Source organism: Bacteroidota bacterium (assembly GCA_017303905.1).
Lineage (GTDB): Bacteria > Bacteroidota > Bacteroidia > B-17B0 > Aurantibacillaceae > JAHEYG01.
Genome location: JAFLBH010000003.1, coordinates 517,038 through 534,915, shown reverse-complemented (window position 1 = coordinate 534,915; position 17,878 = coordinate 517,038). Strand labels below are relative to the sequence as shown.

Annotated in this window: 21 protein-coding genes; 14 read left to right on the top strand and 7 right to left on the bottom strand. The window is 32.6% G+C overall.

The annotated features are described in order from the left end of the window. The first annotated feature begins 1 nt into the window (after position 1). From J0L69_12985 to J0L69_12975, 3 genes are all read left to right on the top strand, one after another. On the top strand, positions 2-2,416 hold the full coding sequence (locus tag J0L69_12985; protein ID MBN8694103.1) for a polysaccharide biosynthesis tyrosine autokinase: 2,415 nt from the start codon (positions 2-4) through the stop codon (positions 2,414-2,416). 393 nt (positions 2,417-2,809) lie between these two features. Next, complete coding sequence (locus J0L69_12980; protein ID MBN8694102.1) at positions 2,810-3,196, top strand: hypothetical protein; 387 nt, start codon at positions 2,810-2,812, stop codon at positions 3,194-3,196. A 1-nt stretch (position 3,197) separates the two neighbouring features. After that, positions 3,198-5,162 carry a T9SS type A sorting domain-containing protein gene (locus tag J0L69_12975; GenBank protein MBN8694101.1) on the top strand — a complete coding sequence of 655 codons (1,965 nt, stop codon included), beginning with the start codon at positions 3,198-3,200 and terminating at the stop codon, positions 5,160-5,162. 703 nt (positions 5,163-5,865) lie between these two features. On the opposite strand, the gene J0L69_12970 is transcribed toward J0L69_12975, so the two are convergent. Both J0L69_12970 and J0L69_12965 read right to left on the bottom strand, forming a co-directional pair. Further along, complete coding sequence (locus tag J0L69_12970; protein ID MBN8694100.1) at positions 5,866-6,549, bottom strand: hypothetical protein; 684 nt, start codon at positions 6,547-6,549, stop codon at positions 5,866-5,868. Positions 6,550-6,600: 51 nt separating this feature from the next. Next, positions 6,601-7,326 carry a hypothetical protein gene (locus J0L69_12965; protein ID MBN8694099.1) on the bottom strand — a complete coding sequence of 242 codons (726 nt, stop codon included), beginning with the start codon at positions 7,324-7,326 and terminating at the stop codon, positions 6,601-6,603. Positions 7,327-7,761: 435 nt separating this feature from the next. On the opposite strand from J0L69_12965, the gene J0L69_12960 reads away from it, so the two are divergent. Both J0L69_12960 and J0L69_12955 read left to right on the top strand, forming a co-directional pair. Beyond that, the gene (locus tag J0L69_12960) at positions 7,762-7,899 is read left to right on the top strand and encodes a hypothetical protein (protein MBN8694098.1); all 138 of its coding nucleotides are present in this window, start codon (positions 7,762-7,764) and stop codon (positions 7,897-7,899) included. A 26-nt stretch (positions 7,900-7,925) separates the two neighbouring features. Further along, complete coding sequence (locus tag J0L69_12955; GenBank protein ID MBN8694097.1) at positions 7,926-8,405, top strand: hypothetical protein; 480 nt, start codon at positions 7,926-7,928, stop codon at positions 8,403-8,405. A 64-nt stretch (positions 8,406-8,469) separates the two neighbouring features. On the opposite strand, the gene J0L69_12950 is transcribed toward J0L69_12955, so the two are convergent. The 4 genes from J0L69_12950 to J0L69_12935 all read right to left on the bottom strand — a co-directional run bounded on the left by J0L69_12950 (position 8,470) and on the right by J0L69_12935 (position 11,606). Further along, positions 8,470-9,762 carry an IS1380 family transposase gene (locus J0L69_12950; GenBank protein MBN8694096.1) on the bottom strand — a complete coding sequence of 431 codons (1,293 nt, stop codon included), beginning with the start codon at positions 9,760-9,762 and terminating at the stop codon, positions 8,470-8,472. A 47-nt stretch (positions 9,763-9,809) separates the two neighbouring features. Beyond that, on the bottom strand, positions 9,810-10,271 hold the full coding sequence (locus J0L69_12945; protein MBN8694095.1) for a hypothetical protein: 462 nt from the start codon (positions 10,269-10,271) through the stop codon (positions 9,810-9,812). Between the two features lie 186 nt (positions 10,272-10,457). Next, positions 10,458-10,613, bottom strand: a complete 156-nt coding sequence (locus tag J0L69_12940) for a hypothetical protein (protein MBN8694094.1) — start codon at positions 10,611-10,613, stop codon at positions 10,458-10,460. Between the two features lie 75 nt (positions 10,614-10,688). Then, positions 10,689-11,606 carry a DUF2130 domain-containing protein gene (locus tag J0L69_12935; protein ID MBN8694093.1) on the bottom strand — a complete coding sequence of 306 codons (918 nt, stop codon included), beginning with the start codon at positions 11,604-11,606 and terminating at the stop codon, positions 10,689-10,691. A gap of 146 nt (positions 11,607-11,752) precedes the next feature. Here J0L69_12935 and J0L69_12930 point away from each other — a divergent pair, with 146 nt between their 5' ends. Then, positions 11,753-12,031 (top strand): helix-turn-helix transcriptional regulator, encoded by a 279-nt coding sequence (locus J0L69_12930; GenBank protein MBN8694092.1) that lies wholly within the window; start codon positions 11,753-11,755, stop codon positions 12,029-12,031. Here the strand turns inward: J0L69_12930 and J0L69_12925 are convergent. After that, positions 12,028-12,255, bottom strand: a complete 228-nt coding sequence (locus tag J0L69_12925; protein MBN8694091.1) for a helix-turn-helix transcriptional regulator — start codon at positions 12,253-12,255, stop codon at positions 12,028-12,030. The two genes, J0L69_12930 and J0L69_12925, sit on opposite strands and share 4 nt — an antisense overlap. Positions 12,256-12,361: 106 nt before the next feature. Between J0L69_12925 and J0L69_12920 the strand changes: the two genes are divergently transcribed. The 8 genes from J0L69_12920 (at position 12,362) to J0L69_12885 (ending at position 17,856) form a co-directional block, all read left to right on the top strand. After that, positions 12,362-13,405, top strand: a complete 1,044-nt coding sequence (locus tag J0L69_12920) for a hypothetical protein (protein ID MBN8694090.1) — start codon at positions 12,362-12,364, stop codon at positions 13,403-13,405. 98 nt (positions 13,406-13,503) lie between these two features. Continuing rightward, positions 13,504-13,809 (top strand): hypothetical protein, encoded by a 306-nt coding sequence (locus J0L69_12915; GenBank protein ID MBN8694089.1) that lies wholly within the window; start codon positions 13,504-13,506, stop codon positions 13,807-13,809. 79 nt (positions 13,810-13,888) lie between these two features. Beyond that, positions 13,889-14,149, top strand: coding sequence for a hypothetical protein (locus J0L69_12910; GenBank protein MBN8694088.1), 261 nt, complete (start codon positions 13,889-13,891; stop codon positions 14,147-14,149). 339 nt (positions 14,150-14,488) lie between these two features. Next, positions 14,489-15,280 (top strand): hypothetical protein, encoded by a 792-nt coding sequence (locus tag J0L69_12905; GenBank protein ID MBN8694087.1) that lies wholly within the window; start codon positions 14,489-14,491, stop codon positions 15,278-15,280. After that, positions 15,261-16,106: a hypothetical protein gene (locus J0L69_12900; GenBank protein ID MBN8694086.1), complete on the top strand. Its 846-nt coding sequence runs from the start codon at positions 15,261-15,263 to the stop codon at positions 16,104-16,106. The genes J0L69_12905 and J0L69_12900 overlap by 20 nt, the downstream gene beginning before the upstream one ends. Positions 16,107-16,353: 247 nt before the next feature. Further along, complete coding sequence (locus J0L69_12895) at positions 16,354-16,938, top strand: SocA family protein (GenBank protein ID MBN8694085.1); 585 nt, start codon at positions 16,354-16,356, stop codon at positions 16,936-16,938. 58 nt (positions 16,939-16,996) lie between these two features. Beyond that, on the top strand, positions 16,997-17,479 hold the full coding sequence (locus tag J0L69_12890) for a hypothetical protein (GenBank protein MBN8694084.1): 483 nt from the start codon (positions 16,997-16,999) through the stop codon (positions 17,477-17,479). A 197-nt stretch (positions 17,480-17,676) separates the two neighbouring features. Continuing rightward, positions 17,677-17,856, top strand: coding sequence for a hypothetical protein (locus tag J0L69_12885; protein MBN8694083.1), 180 nt, complete (start codon positions 17,677-17,679; stop codon positions 17,854-17,856). The last annotated feature ends 22 nt before the right edge of the window (positions 17,857-17,878 follow it).

Genomic DNA, 17,878 nt, shown 5'->3' with positions numbered 1-17,878 from the left:
AATGGAAGCAGAGCAACAAAATTATACGGGCAATGAGGCTCAGGAAAGCAGTCTTAAAGATGTTTTATTAAAGTATTTGTTTCGCTGGCCATGGTTCGTTGTTAGCGTAATTGTATGCCTTGCATTAGGCTTTGTTTATCTGCGCTATCAAACGCCAATGTATGAGGTAAACGCAAGTATTTTAATTAAGGATGATAAAAAGGGCGGTAGCATATCGGATGAATTAAGTGCCTTCGAAGATTTGGGTATTTTGAAGAATAGTAAGAATATCGATAATGAGATTGAAATTTTAAAATCACGTTCCTTAATGTCTCTTGTTGTGAAGGAACTTAAGCTTAATGTACAGTATTTTTCTTATGGCCGTCCTATCGAACATGAACGCTATTTTGATTCCCCATTTATCGCTAATTATATTCTAAACGATTCAACACGTAACGTTACCGGAAACTGGATTGTTTATGCGGAAAATGAAAAGGAATTTGTATTTAAGGATGGTAAAACTGAGGTCGTAATAGGAAATTATAAGTTCGGTGATGCTATTGATATGCCATTCGGAAAATTGATCATCACTACAACTAAATTCATTTCGCCGTCTTATTTACAAAAGGATTTCCGAATAGTTATTAATCCGATCAATGCTGTTGTGGATCGTTATATAGCCTCCATAAAGGTTAGTCCGGTTAATAAAACATCAAATGCAATCACAATCTCGTTACGAGATGCTTTACCGGATAAAGCGGCAGCAATAGTTGATAATTTAATAAAGCAACACAATTTGGATGCGATTGCAGATAAAAATCAAGTTAGTTTAAATACTTACAATTTTATTTCTGAGCGAATTAAATTTATAGCTCAGGAGTTGAATGAAGTGGAGGGATCGGCTGAAGAATTTAAAAGCAAACATAAGTTAGTTGATGTAAAAACGGATGGTGAGTTGTTTTTGGAAACAGGAAGTGAAAGTGAAAAGAATTTATTGGAGGCAAATACACAAATGCAAATCGCTGCATTTATGGTAGATTATCTTGCAAAACATCAGGATTTAACAGATTTAATCCCATCCAATATGGGAATTACCGACATTCCTTTATCTAATCAGATAATTGAGTTCAATAAATTGGTTCTTGAACGCAGTAGATTAATGAAATATTCAGGAGAGAAAAATCCTGTTGTAAGTAATTTGGAATCGCAGATTATTGGATTACGTATGGCAATTGGAGCAAGTTTGAATAATTATAAAAGCTCTTTGGAAATTCGTGTACGTGAATTGGGTAAAAAAGAAAATGAAATTAACTCAAAAATAAGTACGGTTCCGAAATTTGAAAGAGAGTATAGAAATATTCAACGTCAGCAACAAATTAAGGAAGCATTGTATTTATATTTATTGCAAAAGAGAGAGGAAACAAACATTGCATTGGCGGTAACGGTGGCGAATGCTAAAATAATTGATTATGCCTATAGTAACGGGGCAGTAGTTGCTCCTAAAAAACAAATTATCTACTTGTCTTCGTTTTTAATTGGATTGATATTCCCGGTTATACTCATGTATATTTTAGAAATGATGGACACTAAAGTACATAGCAAGAAAGATATTGATGCTATTCAGGTTCCATTTATTGGAGATATTCCGCTTGCCGACGATGTAAAGAAAGTGGTGGTATCGCGTGGTAGCAATTCCAGCATTGCAGAAGCGTTTCGATTATTGCGTACGAATCTTGATTTTGTATTAGGTAGTAATAATGCAGCCAGTAAAACAATTTTCGTCACTTCCACTATGGGAAAAGAAGGAAAATCTTTTATCGCATTAAATTTAGCATCAGCGATTGCTTTATCGGGTAAAAAAGTAATTTTAGTAGGAATGGATTTACGTGCGCCAAAAATTCTAAAATATTTGGAACTAAACGATAAAGAGGGATTAACAAATTATATTTCGGACACTAGTATTGATATTAAATCTGTTATTTTTCCGTCTCCATTTACGGAACACTTGGATATTTTACCTTCCGGAGCTATTCCGCCAAACCCCGCAGAGTTATTAATGCATCAGCGCGTGATTGACATGTTCGATTATGTGAAATCAAATTATGACTACGTGGTAGTGGATACAGCACCGGTAGGAATGGTTACTGATACTCTATTGATAAGTAAATTCGCTGATGCTTTTGTGTTTGTTGTTCGGGCCAATGTATTAGACAAGCGTTTATTAAGTGTAGCGGAAAGTGTTTATAAGGATAAACGCTTACCGAATATGGCAGTATTGCTTAATGGAACCGGACATAAGAAAGGCTACGGTTATGGCTATGGCTATGGTTATGGCTACGGTTATGGTTACGGCTATGGGCAATATGGTTACGGTAATAAAGTGGAAAAAAAGAGCTTTCTTAAAAAATTATTATCAAAAAGCGAAGAGGAAGAATAAACAGAGATTTTACTTGCGAGAAAGTCAAACGTTAAAGTTTTTTACTTGTTATTATCTGATGCGGTACCTTATTTTTTAAGCTTATATCCGCTGAAATCACGGTTCCGGAATAAAATATGTTCCCTAAAAAAAAGTTGAGGTTCACTCAATCCCAAAAAAGCAATCAGAAGTCAGAAAGGATAGCAATGGGAGTCTATTTCGGTATATTCCATTTTTATGCCGACGAAACTCTGTTTTAATCAGATTAAACTATTGTCCTTTTGTTAAAGGACCTTTTCAAAATTATAAGATTCTTATACAAAACCTTACCGCTGCAGTTCACTCATTCGTTTTGGCAGCACTCTTGTTAAAACGCTTTAGATTTATTACTTTTAAGTGAATAATTTTAAAAGTATGCGTTATTTTTATCTCGTTGTTGTTTGTTTGTTGACCTTCACCGGAATTTCACAATCAAATCAAGATTTTAAAGAAACTGATAAGCTCGAAAGCCGCGCTGTTTTGTACATTCCAACAGCCGATAACGACAAGCTTGCACTTATAAAAAATGAATTTGCAAAGTATCCTCAAATACAAAGCGCAGTTTATTTTTATCACAACCATAACGCTCTTTTGATTGAGTTTGCAGATGTTGTGAATCCAATGTTTTTTACTTATTCCGATATAATTAAACTAATTGCTCATGGTATTCCATCTGAAGAAGTTTGGATTAAAACTCCCGCTGCTTATGATGAAATATTAAGTAATCAGGAATTAGACACAACAAAATTTATTTTAAAATAGTATGAAGAAGTTTTTTTTTACTGTAATACTAATAATCATTAGTTACTTAGGTTATTCTCAAACAACCTACTTAATGAATAATAATACTGCTGTTAATCTTACCTGTCCATCCACTTCATTGTTTTACGACAGTGGTGGAGCCGGAGGTAACTATAGTAACAGTGAGACCTACGTAAAAACATTTAATGCGCCCGCAGGATCATGTTTGCAAATCCAGTTTAGTTCATTTGGTACAGAATCCTGTTGTGATCGATTAAGGATTTATGACGGACCAAATGGAGCTAGTCCATTGATTGGTACGTTTGTGGGCACAACTTTGCCACCAACCATTGTTTCCAGTGGAACTTCCTTAACTTTCAGTTGGACATCAGATGGTTCTATAGTTAGCTCGGGATGGGTTGCAACGATAAATTGTTTAACAGCATGTTCGGGAGTTCCTAGTCCTGGTGTTGCTTCCTCAACCAGTAATTTTTGTGGAACAACCGGAACAGTAAATCTTTCTTCTGTTGGTGCAACAACCGGTTGTGGAATTAGTTATGATTGGCAAACTTCCTCATCTCCTACTGGTCCATGGTCGAATATTCCTGGCGCTATCAATGTGAATGCGTCCGTAACTTTTACTACCACTACTTATTACAGAATGCGTGTTCAGTGTAATAGTGCAAATACTGTTTTTACTAATACTTTGATGGTTACCCCTGCAACTTATACACCTTCATGTTCACTATCTACTTATGTGGCATCATCAATTGCGTATTCGCCGGATGCTTTTGCAGGAACACCAACTCCAAGTACGGATGATGTTTTGTACAATAACATTGCTATGTTTGGTTTTAATTTTTGTTATGGCGGAGCTTCTTATTGGGGTGGGTATATTGCATCTAATACTTCATTTGTGTTTGATGGCATTCCTTGTTTTCCAAACATACTTACAACCACTTATGCAGCACCGGGAATAGGAACAGGTTATACCATTCCAACAGCTGCTCCGGTTAATAATACATCTATTCCAAGAAATGCTGTTCTTGGTCCTTGGCACGATGCCAATCCGAGTTTGGGAGGAACTATTGCTTACGCTACTTTAGGTACAGCTCCTAATCGTCGTTTTGTGGCGAAGTTTGAAAATGTTCCAATGTACTCCTGTGGCACTTCAAGTCCGAGCATTTATTTTACAGGACAGATAAAGTTATTTGAGACGACTAATATTATTGAAATCCACATTGGTAATAAAGGGGTATGTCCGGGATGGAATGGTGGTTATGCGGTAATGGGTTTACATAGTTACGATGGACTAACTTACATTCCACCTGTAAATGCAACGGCACATAACCGACCAACTCAATGGACGATGACCAATACTGCTTATCGATTTACTTCGCCTTGTGCAAACGGTACAGGTCCATGTGCTGTTTTACCGATTAATTTTAAAAATTTTTATGGAGAGCGAGTAGATGGCATTAATAAGCTAACCTGGGAAACAGCCCTGGAAGAGAATGTAAAGGAGTTTTTAGTGGAGCAATCTTATGATGCTGATAAGTTTATTACTATTGGTAAAGTGCAACCAAAAAACGAGGCAGCCGAGTATAAATTTGATGATAAAAATGCAAAGCCGGGTACTATCAATTATTACCGCATCACTTCTGTAGAACATAACGGTGATCGTAAAAGTACATTCATTTTACCGCTTGGTGATTTAGAAGCTGATGTGGCAGTGTCGGGAGTTTTTCCTAATCCTGTAAAAGGTGATTTCAGCGTAAGCTTAAATTCACGTGTTATGGAAACTGTAGAAGTAAAAGTATATGATATGTTTGGTAAAGTTGTAAAGCAATTTAATAAACCATTAAGCGTTGGAATGCAAAAACTCGATTTTAATTTAGTTGATGTAGCATCCGGTACTTATATGTTAGAAATCAGTTCACCAAACAGAGGTATACTGTCTCAACAGAAATTGATGAAGGTCGATTGATGTTTAGTTGGTAGTTCGTAGAGAGGAGAAAGTGTAAAGTATAAGGAGGAAGCATAAGAATTAAGGAGTCCCGGTTAATAGCCGGGATTTTTTTTGGTAGGGGTTAATGGTGAAAGGTATAAAGTGGAAGCTTAAAAGTGTAAAGTTGAAAGGGAAATTTAAGTTTGAATAATAAAGGTAATTATAGATTTAAAATTAAGATCCCTGTTATGAAAGTGGCGGGGATTTTTTCATTTGGGGAAGTTTGATTGTTTAGGGTTAAAGGTGGAAAGTGAAAAGTAGAAAGTGGATTGTAAATTGTCATGTCGAGTTTATCCTCCGCAAAGCGGTGAAGGAGGACGGAGTCGAGACATCTTTTGTTTAATAGATTCCTCCTGCCGTCGGAATGACAAATGGATTCAAAGTAATGTCGAGGTTGGTCACCGAGCGCCTGTGGTGAGTTTATCGAACCATGTCGAGGGGCGAGCGAAACATCTTTAAAATAATGTATGTGACCCCCTCCCGGCATGAGCTGTGTAATGTGTCAGGACCCCCACGCCCTTCGGGCACTCCCCCTTATCATCTTAATTACGCATGTCTTTCAGACATTATTCAGATACCTTTTCGTGCCTCAAAGGTATACGCATGTCTTTAACCCAATAATTTAATATTTAGACGTATGTCTAATCACCGTTTAAGTGATTTATACCTCTTCGTCATAGGCTTATTTCTTTATAGTACTATCATTACCTTTTTTGGGGTCAATACCCTCGCTTAATCTCTCTCTGTCAGATGGATTAGTTGAAGGAATTACTATGGGGTCAGTTTTAATACTGGGTTCATTGTTATTACCTTGATTGTTTCCTGAGTTATTGTTATTATTTCCCATAGTCATAATGATTGGATTTACAAGTTCAATTTTTTCTGGATTATTTGAAGGTCTAAAATATAAATTTAAAGATAAAACAATAATTGATAAACCAATCCCCCATTTTGTTAAACTTAATCCTTTTTCATAGTTTTTTGTTGCTCCATCTAATATTGGTCTATTTGCGTTATAACAATCTCTGTTTACTGCAATTTCGAATAAGATAGCTTCATCATGTTTTTTATTTATAGCTTCATCGTATTTAGAAAGGGCAAGTCCTTGTTCCAATGAATTCATGTAATATATCTTCAATAAAAAAAATATTGCTAATACAACTAATATTAAAGGAAAAATGGCTACAATTTGAATCCAGAATAATGAATCAAATAAGCCAGATAAATAAAATGGTATAAAAAGTGTGCATAAACCCATAATTGTTGATGCAACAGAGCGTTTGTCCCTATAGGAACTAATTTGCCTTTCTATCATCTGATTTGACTTTTCAGCCAAGTACTTTGCTGTTTCTATATCTAAACTCATGTGATTAATATTTAAAATCAATTTTAATGATATTTACTTAGATTGTAAATACTAAGTTTTGGATAACTCTAATCTTATTTTAGAAATCGCTTCTTCCGTATTAGAATAAATATTTAAGTAACGGCTAAAGTATTTCTCGTTTTTATCTAAACAATTGGTCAATTCCATTAAAGATTCTTCCAGATAAAAGGAGTAAAATCTTTCAATTCTTTTTAGAAAAAACTCCTTTTGCGCAACATTTGAAGTGTTAACGTAATTAATTAAAGCTATCATATCTTCTAACATGAAATCAATACTAGAGAGCCAACCAGCTGCAACATATGGTTCTGGTAAATCTATTTTATCAATAAGATATCTAATATAATCATGCCCCTCATACGCTGTAACTGATGTTTCTTTGTTCACACTTTTTGTGGTTATAGTAATTGATAATGCTTTATAACTATTTTCGATTTCGTTATATAATCGATAATACGTATCAAATTGCCATTGAGATTGTAGCATTTGATTAGCCTTCATTTGAATTTTATTAGCTTCGATTTGTGATAAAAACGAATAAAATATTAATGCAGCTGCTATTAAGCTAATTATTGGAGCTGTTATCCCATTTATGGCATCGCCAATAGCCCCTTTGTTCGCTAGATTATAACCTGAAATAAATGAATCCGAAGTAAAAAGATATACTGAAATAAAAAGAATTAAAACAACACCTAAAAAGAGAGGTATTATTATCTTTAATTTTGGATAGGTTGAAGGATGTTGATTCTTGTCATCCATAAATGATTTGTTAAATTAGTTAATAGCAATTAATCCTATTTGGTATTTGGTACTTATAGAACTCCCATTTGTCAGGAAATATTTTTGGTGCTTTCATACTATGAATTTACTCAAAAATGAAGCAAGACGTTGCTATGTTTTGTAGCAATTTCAAAAGTACTATATTGCAATGGATATTACGAGTTGCATCTTAGATATAATCCTTCACAAGTATGATAATGAATCTGGTCTTTTTTATTCGGTTCGTATCCCTTCAAAATCAAAAATTCCAATATTGTAAGGGATATTTAATTTTAACTCATTAACAACCCTTTTAGATTCCTCTGAAAGTTCAAAGTCTATGCTAGCAGGCAAATAGGGAGAGATTTAGGAGCTATAAAGGTTGATTCAGAAAGAAATGCAATCGGGGATGGGCATCATAGGTATATTTGTTATATGTTAAGTGATATCCCACCAGATATAGATGGTTATGTAATTGCAAGAGCAACTCAAATTATCAGGTGGGAAGAAGTTAATTTTACAGAAGAGGATTATGATAGAAATTTTAATGAATTCATGGTTTCAGTTTATTAATACATAAAGTGGTATATTTATAGAAAATGATTATCCTTTTAGACATAGATGGTGTAATGGTTACCACACCTAGCTGGAAACCAACTGAAGACATGCCTGATGGATTTCCTAATTTTAAGTTTAATGCAATTATATCATTGAATTTGATTTTGGAAGAAACTAATGCCAAAATTGTGCTAACAACAACACATAAGGGTAGATTTAATCAAAGAAAATGGAAAGAGATTTTTCTCTCAAGAAAAATCCGATTAAAGTCAATTGATAAGATTCAGGAACCAGAATATTACAATGCTTCAGGTTCAGATAGGCTTTCTGAAATAATGGAATGGGTTCGCACAAATAACACAGATAAATATGTAATTATTGATGATGATAAAAGACTTAATGGACTCCCAAAAAACATAAAGAAACATTTGGTTCTTATTGACCCATTAATTGGCTTGACTCAAGATGATGCTGAAAAGGCAATAAGTATTTTAGTAGGAAGACAATGGGGAGAAGAGTAATTCACTTAACTCCAATGCCTCTTGCCCCAGCCCTTTTGAGACTGAGGTTTCCCATAAAATCACTTTAAGCAATTTTTTCGAAAGCGATTTTTATACTTCTTAAATCAAAATTGCCATTTACGTACTGACAAATTGCATTTATAAATTTTCTCTTAAATTTTTCTAATCTCATATTGCCCAATTTTAAACTAGGTTTCAACTCGTTCAATTGAGCTATAATAGCTTGATAAATATTGTTTGATAATGCTCCAATTATTAAGAACACCAAATTCTGATTCAAAAACGAAAATGGTGGATACTTCCAGCCATGATGATTCTTTAATACATCAAAATTTCTCTCCGCACTACCTCTTTGATTATAAAAGTGCATAATATCCTCTTCTGAAGACTCAAAATCGTTTGTTATAATTAATTTATAGCTATACTTCCCTTCAGTAATCCATTCTTGCTTTTTCTTTGAATTTTTCTTTGTTCTAATTACAGCTATTCTGTATTCTCTCTTCTCATTCCTTAATTCATGATATACTGATGTGCTTTCACATTTGATTGTTCTATTAGCTGATTTGAATGTAGCAGGCTGCCATTTCTTTTTGTATTTAATAGTATGCATTACGGATTGAGTTTGTCTTCCGCACACATAAAACTTAATATTCTGTTCATCCAAATAACGTAAGGCATTTACGCTGTATCCAGCAGAATCCATCCTTACCTTACCAACTTTTATTTTATGTTTTGATAAGATATCAATTGACTTCATCAAAGTTTCCTTTATTTCAGCTTGGGGAGAAACATTTCCACTACGCATCGTTATAAATACAGGTAGTTTTCCAATTGAACAAACCATTGGATGAATTCCGTTTTCATATATATATGATTTGTTTGATTCGTAACACTCAGTTGGAATAATGGTTGAATCCATATCCAATGTATAACTTAATCCTTCTTTTAATAATTTGGTTTTCTTAGTAGCTGATACTAACAAGTGGTTTAATGGTAAATTATCATTGTATTTTCCAATAGATACTTTTTCATGATGTCCTTTACCAGCTTTAGTTACAGTCTTTGTTGCCAAACTTTTAAAACTCCTTCCTAATGTGTCATGGCTAGGAATTTTTAATCCGAGTTTATTGACAATAGAAATGTTTCTGCCTATTTCTGAAATATGGTCAAGACGTAATCCACCACAGAAATTAGTTAGTACCCACGACAAAATAATGTCTTTGTAATCGTAGGCGCATTGCTTTCTTCTTATCCCAAGGGACTTTCGGATGGTTTGTGGAATCCCAAATCCGTTGATTTGCTTTAGGATTGGCACAATACCACCAAAGGGTGTTATATGTTTCCCATGGGTTTTCATTTTTATATGTTACTTGTGTTTTAATAATAATCATTTCAAAATATTTTTCAATCAATCATATATGTTGCAAAATTTTCTCTTCTATTCACAAATTCGAATATATTATTTGCCACCTCTTGTGGTGTAGAATTTTTATCTAATTGCGTACCACCGAACCGTTCAGTGTTTTGAAATCCTCCTAAGTCAAAGAGGTGTACCAATTCCTCTGGCTCTAATCCAAAGAAATTAATACAACCTCGTAATGCACCTAAACTTTCTAAATGGTCTATTAATTTGTATTCAGGTTCAATCCATTCCTCATCTTTATAATACCTCCATTCAGTAAATATTTCTGGAAGGATATTGAAGAATATAGGATTGTAATCTATAACGCTAAAGGTTCTGCTGTATTTACTTACCCATTCAACAAACCCTTGAATAAGAATAGGTTTTCTTTTGACTTCAAGTTTGTTTAAATGTGTAGCAAATAACAGCAACCTTTCATTATATATGTCCTTCCATTTTTTCATTTTAATTTTGATTAAAGTGTTTCAAGTGTTGATAAAGAATTTTTACCCATAATTCATCACAAACATATTTCGGATTTCTATTTGGAACCTTTAGTAGTTTGAATCCCTTGTTGTTTCCGTGTTTCTTTTGATATCTTAACATACACGCTAGTATATATCCATCAAAAGTTATTCTTCTTATAGGCTTCATTTTCTAAATTCTCTGTGTTTGTTAATATATGAGTACGCTTTCTTTGCATCAATAATTGCATGTCGTATCTCTTCATCCGATGAACAAACATCTTTGAACATTTTGTATAACTCACCATCTAATGGCATATCATCTTTTCTATTGTTTTTCATGATTTCAAATTTTAGTTATTAATACTGATTTAAGTGTGGAAGACATTTTTCTTCCACACGCTTCATTGCAAAAGTTTAACTCGCTTGCTTTAATTCAAGCATTTCAATTTCTGGGATAGCCGACCCAGCAATTCCTTTGATTGTACCATACATTTCAATTGCATTAGCTTTCGATAATTGTAGAATTTTTGCTCGTTCTGCCCAAAGCTTCTTTAGTTTTGTTTGTTCTGAACTGTAAGTATCTTCTAGCTTGTTAAAGCTTGTAAGAATTGACTCGTATAAGTTTTTGAATTGCTCTGAAGTCAAGTACTCATAAAGTAATTCGCTCTTTACTTGTTTACCTTCTTGCTTAATCAAAACTGATTGCATTTTTAATAAACCAAATCTTAATACAAGCGTTAAATCCTTAACCGCATTATAAGTGCAAATCCATACCCCATCTTTTACACCAAAATTCCCTTTGATGTCTTTAGGCATTGTTTTGGTTACAATGATTAGGATGTCGCATTTAGAATTCAAGTTGTCAGATTTCATCTTTGAAATCCATCCCTCAGAAAAGGCTTGTGTGTTTTTTGACTCGTACAAAATTTTGCCGATTTCATGTCCACTTTGTGTTTTGACAACATGAATTAAATCTGCTCCACATTGTCCCTTTTTGACTTCAAGGATTTCATCTGTAGGATGAAGTTCTTTTAACAAGGCTTCTAGTGCTTGTTCTTGCGCTTCGCCTTGTGCTTGCATTGAACCTTGTTCCAGTTTACGCTTCATCTCTTCAATCTTCTGTTTAAGGTCAATTATTACACCTTCTCTTTCTTTTGTTTTCATAAAAGCCTCACGATATATTTCATTTCGAATTGAAATTCGTAAATCAGTAAGGCGTTCGTTGTACTCTGCATCTAAATCTTTTCTAATAGATGTTTCAAATTCAGAAACAATTGATGTTTCTAAGTTTTTATTGCAGTACGGGCATTTAATTGTGTTTTTCGTTTCCATGTTTTCTTTTTTTAATTGTTAGACTTAATTTATATAAACCATATATGTTTCATTAAGCTTTTACGCATCATGACACATATATGTTTCATTATTTTTTAATATTTCCCGCAAGCATCTGATTATCAATTAGAATAAATGCAACAGATATGTTGCATTTATTAAAAATAATTGGTAGATTTGTACTCGAAATGCGAAAACCAGCAAAAAAGAAATTAGACCCGTATTTGGTTGCTTTAGGAGAGAGAATTACGTCTCTTATGAAGGAGCGTGGTATTACTCAACTAGAAATGGCAGATTTATTAAACACCAAGAACACTCAAGTGAGACGTATTCAGCGTGGCGAGGTAAATAGTACAATTAATATGCTAAGAAAAATTGCTGGTATATTAAAGGTAAAAGTTAGTGAGCTAGTCGATTTGGATTAGGCTCCAACCTCTTTAAACAAATCGGAAAGTTTTATATCCAAAGCGGAACAAACACTTTTAAGTAATTTTACGGAGGTGTTCTGATTTCCGTTAAATATTCTTCGGATTGTTCCCTCACTTACATTGGCAATATTAGCTAACTCAACATTCGATTTATACTTCTGGCGAGCTTTCTTTTGAAGAATATCCCCAATCCGCACAAGTATGTCTTTTTCCTTAGCCATGGGTCAAATGTCAGGCTAAGTCAAAAAATAATCTCGTCATATATGACGAATTTGCCAGGTTTTTAATATCTTTGAATTAATGACCCACAAACACTTTCTCAAACCAATGATTAAAAACAAAAGACATCAATTTCCAATTAGTAAAGCATATACTAAATTATCAGCAGTATTAGCTTTGCTTTATGTGCTAACATCTTGCTCTACAAAGAAACTCGAACCATTCGTTTCATTTAATGAAGTAGCTGGCTCATGGCAAGGATATTCACTTTATAATGAAAAGGACACATTATTTGTTAATCTAACATTTGATGGGGAAGCGATTATCATGAGTTTATTTAATGATGATGATTTACGTATTTCGTATGAGTGTAAAAATCGATTTGACAACTTATTTTCACTAGATACATTAAAATTTAAGCCAACAAACATTACTGCTTGGAATGGGGGTAATTGCTCGGGTTGTGAATTAAATCTGTTGTCTCAAGACCCAAAGAAGCTAGATAGTTATCCTAACTTGAAATTAATCAAGGTTGATTCTACACAATTACAAATTCTATTTGATGTAGAAAAAGTGAATAATCTAATTTATAGTTATACAAATAAAATGATTGGGTTAGAAACTTTTAAAACTGCAAACCAAATCAACATTAAAAAGAATGAAGATTCTGACGGTTTTTGGTTTTTCAATCCATATACAAGTTTAATGCATTTTAATACCACTGATAATAATTTCATTACAGTCGAGTTAGAAACAGCGAAATTTTATGAAGTAGCTAGGAGGGAAATATTATTTAAATATTTTGATTTGCATAGCGAAAACATGGGAGATAAAACTCTTTTTCTAAAGGACTTCTCAAAAAACGGTAGTGTTTTCAAAATTGATATTAATAATGATAAACAAGAAGATATTGCTGGTTATTTTATTATAAATGATTTTTTATATTTTAAATTATTTATCAATAATGGTATAACATATTATGAATTCTTCTCAAAGCAACTTTTGCTTAGTGATGAACTTAGACCAGTTTATATAAAAGACACATTGAAGGGAAAAAATGTCTTAAGGATAAACTATGTTTATCATTATACATCAAATTATTTATACTATGATAATATAGATAATCAATTAAAAGAATATCAAACAGATTAATTTAAATTAATTATATAAAAAATCAAAGTAAATAGTATCGAAGGTAGAAATGAGCGACTCTATGGAAATAATTAGCAAAACAATTAAAACATATCAATATGGCTCTTAGAAAAGGTAAAGATGAATCATTCACAGTAAATGGTTCGACAGAACAATGGATAAGTAAATGTGAAAATGCACTCAAAAAAGGTGGATTCACTGCTGTCAACGTTAACAGAACACTTAGTCAAATTACGGCAAATTATAAAAAGCTAACAGTTTGGGGTGACATTACTATAACATTACATGACGAAGGAAATAAAACTAAAATAAGCGCATTCTCGAATGCTAACGTGGATAATCTTTTCGCTTTGTTCAGCAGCCCAAATAAAAAGATAATTAGCCAATTCAAAGATAATCTATAATGGATATTGTATTAAATTGAGCCATAATTCTTGATATATCATTATCTGGTTTAATCAAATATATAAGTAATTTTATTTTATGACACCACAAGAAATACTCTCAGATATAAATATAGTATTACAGCAAATCACGCAAGAAAGTGGTACAGATTCTATCAAAATTGGGTTGGTAGGACAGCTTTCTAAATTGCCTCCGCAAAAAGATAAACTTTATGTTTGGTATATCAATAGTACAAATACTGCAAGGGATATTTTTTTGAAATTACATAATGATTATGGTTTAGAGTATGACCCATCAATTACTGGTCAGTATTTGTGTGTTTATGAAACAGAGCATTAGTATTATCATAAAGCACATTGATTTCTCCATGTAGAATCATTGTATCCTTTATATGATTCATAATGCACTTTAATTTATCTTCGTTCGAACTGTCAAAATTCTGCATGACCTTGTATATTTTATGAAAGAAGTTATAATATAATTCCTTTCGTTTTTCAATCGCTATACATTTTGGACAATTCATTAATTACTAATTATACTCATTTATAGTTAATAGTAAAGCTTAGTATGCAAAAGGGGTATTTTTACCCCATTTTCTAGGTGTTTTTACGGTATTTTATTTCTGAAAATGCTATGAATTATAGCAATATAATCATTTGTTATTCCCTAATTTTATGTATGCTTATCGGATTAATGATATTTGGTTGTTTAATGGCTGTTACAGCTTCTTTTTTACAATGGATAAAAGAAAAGAATAGTAATGTTTCCAGCAAAATATATTTGTTTTTAGTGGTTATTGGAATTGTTATAGCATCAATAACTTCTGTTTTACAGGTTATGGACTCTAAAGAATCAGAGAACAAGTTAATGAATGCAAATACAAAATTACAAGTAAAGCTTGACTCCAATATTATAATAGTAACAAGGGCATTGGGAGAATATCATTTAAAATATGATTCTGCGCAAAAAAGAATAATTCAGACTATAAGAGATTCCATAAAGACAACCGTAATTCAGAGGGAACAGCCAACACTGATAATGGAAAATCCTAATGAAAATATTGGTGAGGCAAAAACTCAAGGGTTCATATTAACAAAGGATAAGAAACACTTTCAATATTCCTTCCAAAGCAAAGATGCAACTTCAAAAGATGTTTTTATTTATGCAAGTCTTGTTGGGTCTAATAATTATACAGATTTTGAATATATGTATCTCATGAATTGGATTGATGGAGAGACAATACCAAAGGATGGGATTATATCTGGAATAATTGAAAGAGATACAACATATAAATTTATAGTTATTTGGTCTAGGGGTTGGTACAGAAACATTAGCGGACAAACTATTCATTTTGATAAAATGGATATTTATAACAATAGAGCTAATACCATACACATTTTACAAGGCGATACAAGAAAAAAAATTGAAAAATTGATTAACAAGAAAGAAAGTGGAAGAAAAAGAAAATAATGATAGTCAAATATTAAACTCCTTAAAACATTTGGATTTTTTCATTTCAGAAATCTCCAAGATTGAACCATTTTTTAATGGGAAAGATTTAAAGCAAAATCAAACGCTAGTATTAGGCTTATTAGAAAGGCTGAAATATGGAAGTCTACATTTAAAATCAGTGTTATCCTCAGAAAGTATAAACTCGTTAGAGTTTTCGGCTGGACTAACTGCAAGGGCACTTCTCCTAGACCAATTAATTGGATTAAATTTGTATAGGTTAACTGAAATCGCTAGGGTTAAAGGTCAATTGGAAGCAGAAATGGAACAGAATACTGAAGACTTTTGTGAGAAGCATTTAGCTGATGGATTTCACAGCACTATTGTTTATGTAGAACAAGCTCAAACTTTTGGGTTCATTACGTTTGAAGAAAAAAAATCCTTGTACAATGAACTTGTGAGAAAATATGGTTATTACTTTGAAGAATATTCAGGTAATGGTGCAAAATTGAATGTTCGAACAGAAAAACCTGATGATAACAAAACACTATTTAAGAAATTGGCAAATGATTCAGTCTTGGCTCCAGTGGCTAAAATTTATGATAGTTACCAATATTATTCCAAGTATGACCATTTTAGTTTACTTTACTTTCATTTAACAAGAGAACCCTTGACAAAACGGTTGGAGAACCTTTATGCTTGTATTGAAGGGTTTATTGCGTATGAGGCAGCACTATGTTTAATGTTAGCAGTCTTCAGCAAAAAAGAAATACCAGAAGTTGAACAGCCTTTATTGGGTTCCTTTAAATATTACATGGAATACGCTGATAAGATATTGAGGAATTAGTTTAAAAAGACTTGAGAGGTTATGGTAAAAAACACAAAAAAATTGCATTTAACACCCTGTTTTTGGCGTTAAATGCGGAAAATAGGGTAATTTTACCTATTGGATATGTCAAATATTATCAAGTATTTTGCCAGATTCAACCTTACATAATGTATCTAACTTTCTACCTTTTTACTATATTTATTGTATAAAAAAGGTGAAGTGGTTCCAATTTTTAACATTTCAATTGACTAATTTTAATATATAAATGGAAAGACGAAGAAAAAAGTCACTACAAGCTTTAAGTTATCTTGCTAATAAGACTGATGATAAATCTATCAACAGAATGAAAGCAATAAAGCTTTTATGGATTGCAGATAAATATCACTTATTGAAGTATGGTAGAACAATTTTAAAAGACAATTATCATGCATTACCTCATGGTCCTGTATGTAGTGATACAAAAGACATTTCGCATTGTACAGAAGAATATGTATGTGAATACATTGAAAAATCAGGTCAGCATGCAATCAAAGCATTAAAAGACTTTGACGCATCGTTATTCTCGAAAACAGATTTAGAAGTATTAGATTTAGTTTGGAAAGAATTCGGAAAATTTGACCAATTCAAGTTAGAGAAAATCACGCACGAGTATCCAGAATGGAAAAAATTCGAGGATAGATTAAATGATGCTAATCGTCCGAACAGTTATAAAATGAATTTAAATGATTTCTTCAATTTACCTGAACCAACTGGGAAAAATATGGCAAGTTTTTTTCATTCAATTCCAAAAGAAATGATTGAAGAATCAAAAGCTACAATAGGTCTTAGAAAAAAATTCGAGCAAGTTTAGGTAGTAGCAATACCCATTTTATAAATAGCATTATCCACCGCGTTTATTACTTCTCACTATGGCTAAGACCGCTCGTCCTAGAAAAGATTTTGACACAAGCAGCCTTAAGGTGGGAGATATTCTTTGGTATAAAAATATTGAAACAGCCAGTAGCAAAAATCCAAACCATCCTCACATTATAGTAGCAATAGAAGATGATTGGTTTTATACTGTAGGTGGAACTTCTCAACAAGAAACAATTGAAAGAAAAATAAAACATAATGGACATGACCATTCAATGTTTCCAGCTTTCGAAAAACCTGAACATGGTTTAAGAAATACAACATTTTTTGATTGTACTCAAAATTTTGAGATTAATGGGAGGGTATTGAAGAAAAAATACCAAAAAGGAGAACTCGTAAAGAAAGCTGGAAGTTTAACCGTAGGTGAATATGAGCAATTAAGACTTGCTCTTAGGAAAAACGCCTCATGTGACATTAGTGATATTCTTATACATCCAGATGATGAAGTAGACGGTTACGAAGAAGCGGCTGAAGAATAATCCAACTTTAGCGCATAAAAATTTTGCGTTTTAGATATGTGTAACTTATCAGAGCATTGAAAGTTTTATTAAGAGACATACGAATACCTTTGAGGCACGAAAAGGTATCTGAATAATGTCTGAAAGACACGTGTAAGTTTAATTCACGAATCTCTGGATTATTATTTAAGGAATTTATAACTTTAAATAAAAATGTTATGACGGAAATGGATAAACATATCATTAAAGGCACATTGAAAACCTTAATAGAGTTAACTTATTCGAACATGTATCAGATACCTGAGAATGTAGCTAAAGGCAAGAAACATATAGAACTTCTGGAGTCTTATGAAGAGGCTTTACTTAAACAAGTTGAAGAAGAATTGTTTAAATCTTGATTGGGGTTTTATATTCCTTGAT

Excerpts from the sequence above, each read along its gene's own strand:
- J0L69_12985 (MBN8694103.1), top strand. The coding sequence starts at position 2 with ATGGAAGCAGAGCAACAAAATTATACGGGCAATGAGGCTCAGGAAAGC.
- J0L69_12980 (MBN8694102.1), top strand. The coding sequence starts at position 2,810 with ATGCGTTATTTTTATCTCGTTGTTGTTTGTTTGTTGACCTTCACCGGA.
- J0L69_12975 (MBN8694101.1), top strand. The coding sequence starts at position 3,198 with ATGAAGAAGTTTTTTTTTACTGTAATACTAATAATCATTAGTTACTTA.
- J0L69_12970 (MBN8694100.1), bottom strand. The coding sequence starts at position 6,549 with ATGAGTTTAGATATAGAAACAGCAAAGTACTTGGCTGAAAAGTCAAAT.
- J0L69_12965 (MBN8694099.1), bottom strand. The coding sequence starts at position 7,326 with ATGGATGACAAGAATCAACATCCTTCAACCTATCCAAAATTAAAGATA.
- J0L69_12960 (MBN8694098.1), top strand. The coding sequence starts at position 7,762 with ATGTTAAGTGATATCCCACCAGATATAGATGGTTATGTAATTGCAAGA.
- J0L69_12955 (MBN8694097.1), top strand. The coding sequence starts at position 7,926 with ATGATTATCCTTTTAGACATAGATGGTGTAATGGTTACCACACCTAGC.
- J0L69_12950 (MBN8694096.1), bottom strand. The coding sequence starts at position 9,762 with ATGAAAACCCATGGGAAACATATAACACCCTTTGGTGGTATTGTGCCA.
- J0L69_12945 (MBN8694095.1), bottom strand. The coding sequence starts at position 10,271 with ATGAAAAAATGGAAGGACATATATAATGAAAGGTTGCTGTTATTTGCT.
- J0L69_12940 (MBN8694094.1), bottom strand. The coding sequence starts at position 10,613 with ATGAAAAACAATAGAAAAGATGATATGCCATTAGATGGTGAGTTATAC.
- J0L69_12935 (MBN8694093.1), bottom strand. The coding sequence starts at position 11,606 with ATGGAAACGAAAAACACAATTAAATGCCCGTACTGCAATAAAAACTTA.
- J0L69_12930 (MBN8694092.1), top strand. The coding sequence starts at position 11,753 with ATGTTGCATTTATTAAAAATAATTGGTAGATTTGTACTCGAAATGCGA.
- J0L69_12925 (MBN8694091.1), bottom strand. The coding sequence starts at position 12,255 with ATGGCTAAGGAAAAAGACATACTTGTGCGGATTGGGGATATTCTTCAA.
- J0L69_12920 (MBN8694090.1), top strand. The coding sequence starts at position 12,362 with ATGATTAAAAACAAAAGACATCAATTTCCAATTAGTAAAGCATATACT.
- J0L69_12915 (MBN8694089.1), top strand. The coding sequence starts at position 13,504 with ATGGCTCTTAGAAAAGGTAAAGATGAATCATTCACAGTAAATGGTTCG.
- J0L69_12910 (MBN8694088.1), top strand. The coding sequence starts at position 13,889 with ATGACACCACAAGAAATACTCTCAGATATAAATATAGTATTACAGCAA.
- J0L69_12905 (MBN8694087.1), top strand. The coding sequence starts at position 14,489 with ATGCTTATCGGATTAATGATATTTGGTTGTTTAATGGCTGTTACAGCT.
- J0L69_12895 (MBN8694085.1), top strand. The coding sequence starts at position 16,354 with ATGGAAAGACGAAGAAAAAAGTCACTACAAGCTTTAAGTTATCTTGCT.
- J0L69_12890 (MBN8694084.1), top strand. The coding sequence starts at position 16,997 with ATGGCTAAGACCGCTCGTCCTAGAAAAGATTTTGACACAAGCAGCCTT.
- J0L69_12885 (MBN8694083.1), top strand. The coding sequence starts at position 17,677 with ATGACGGAAATGGATAAACATATCATTAAAGGCACATTGAAAACCTTA.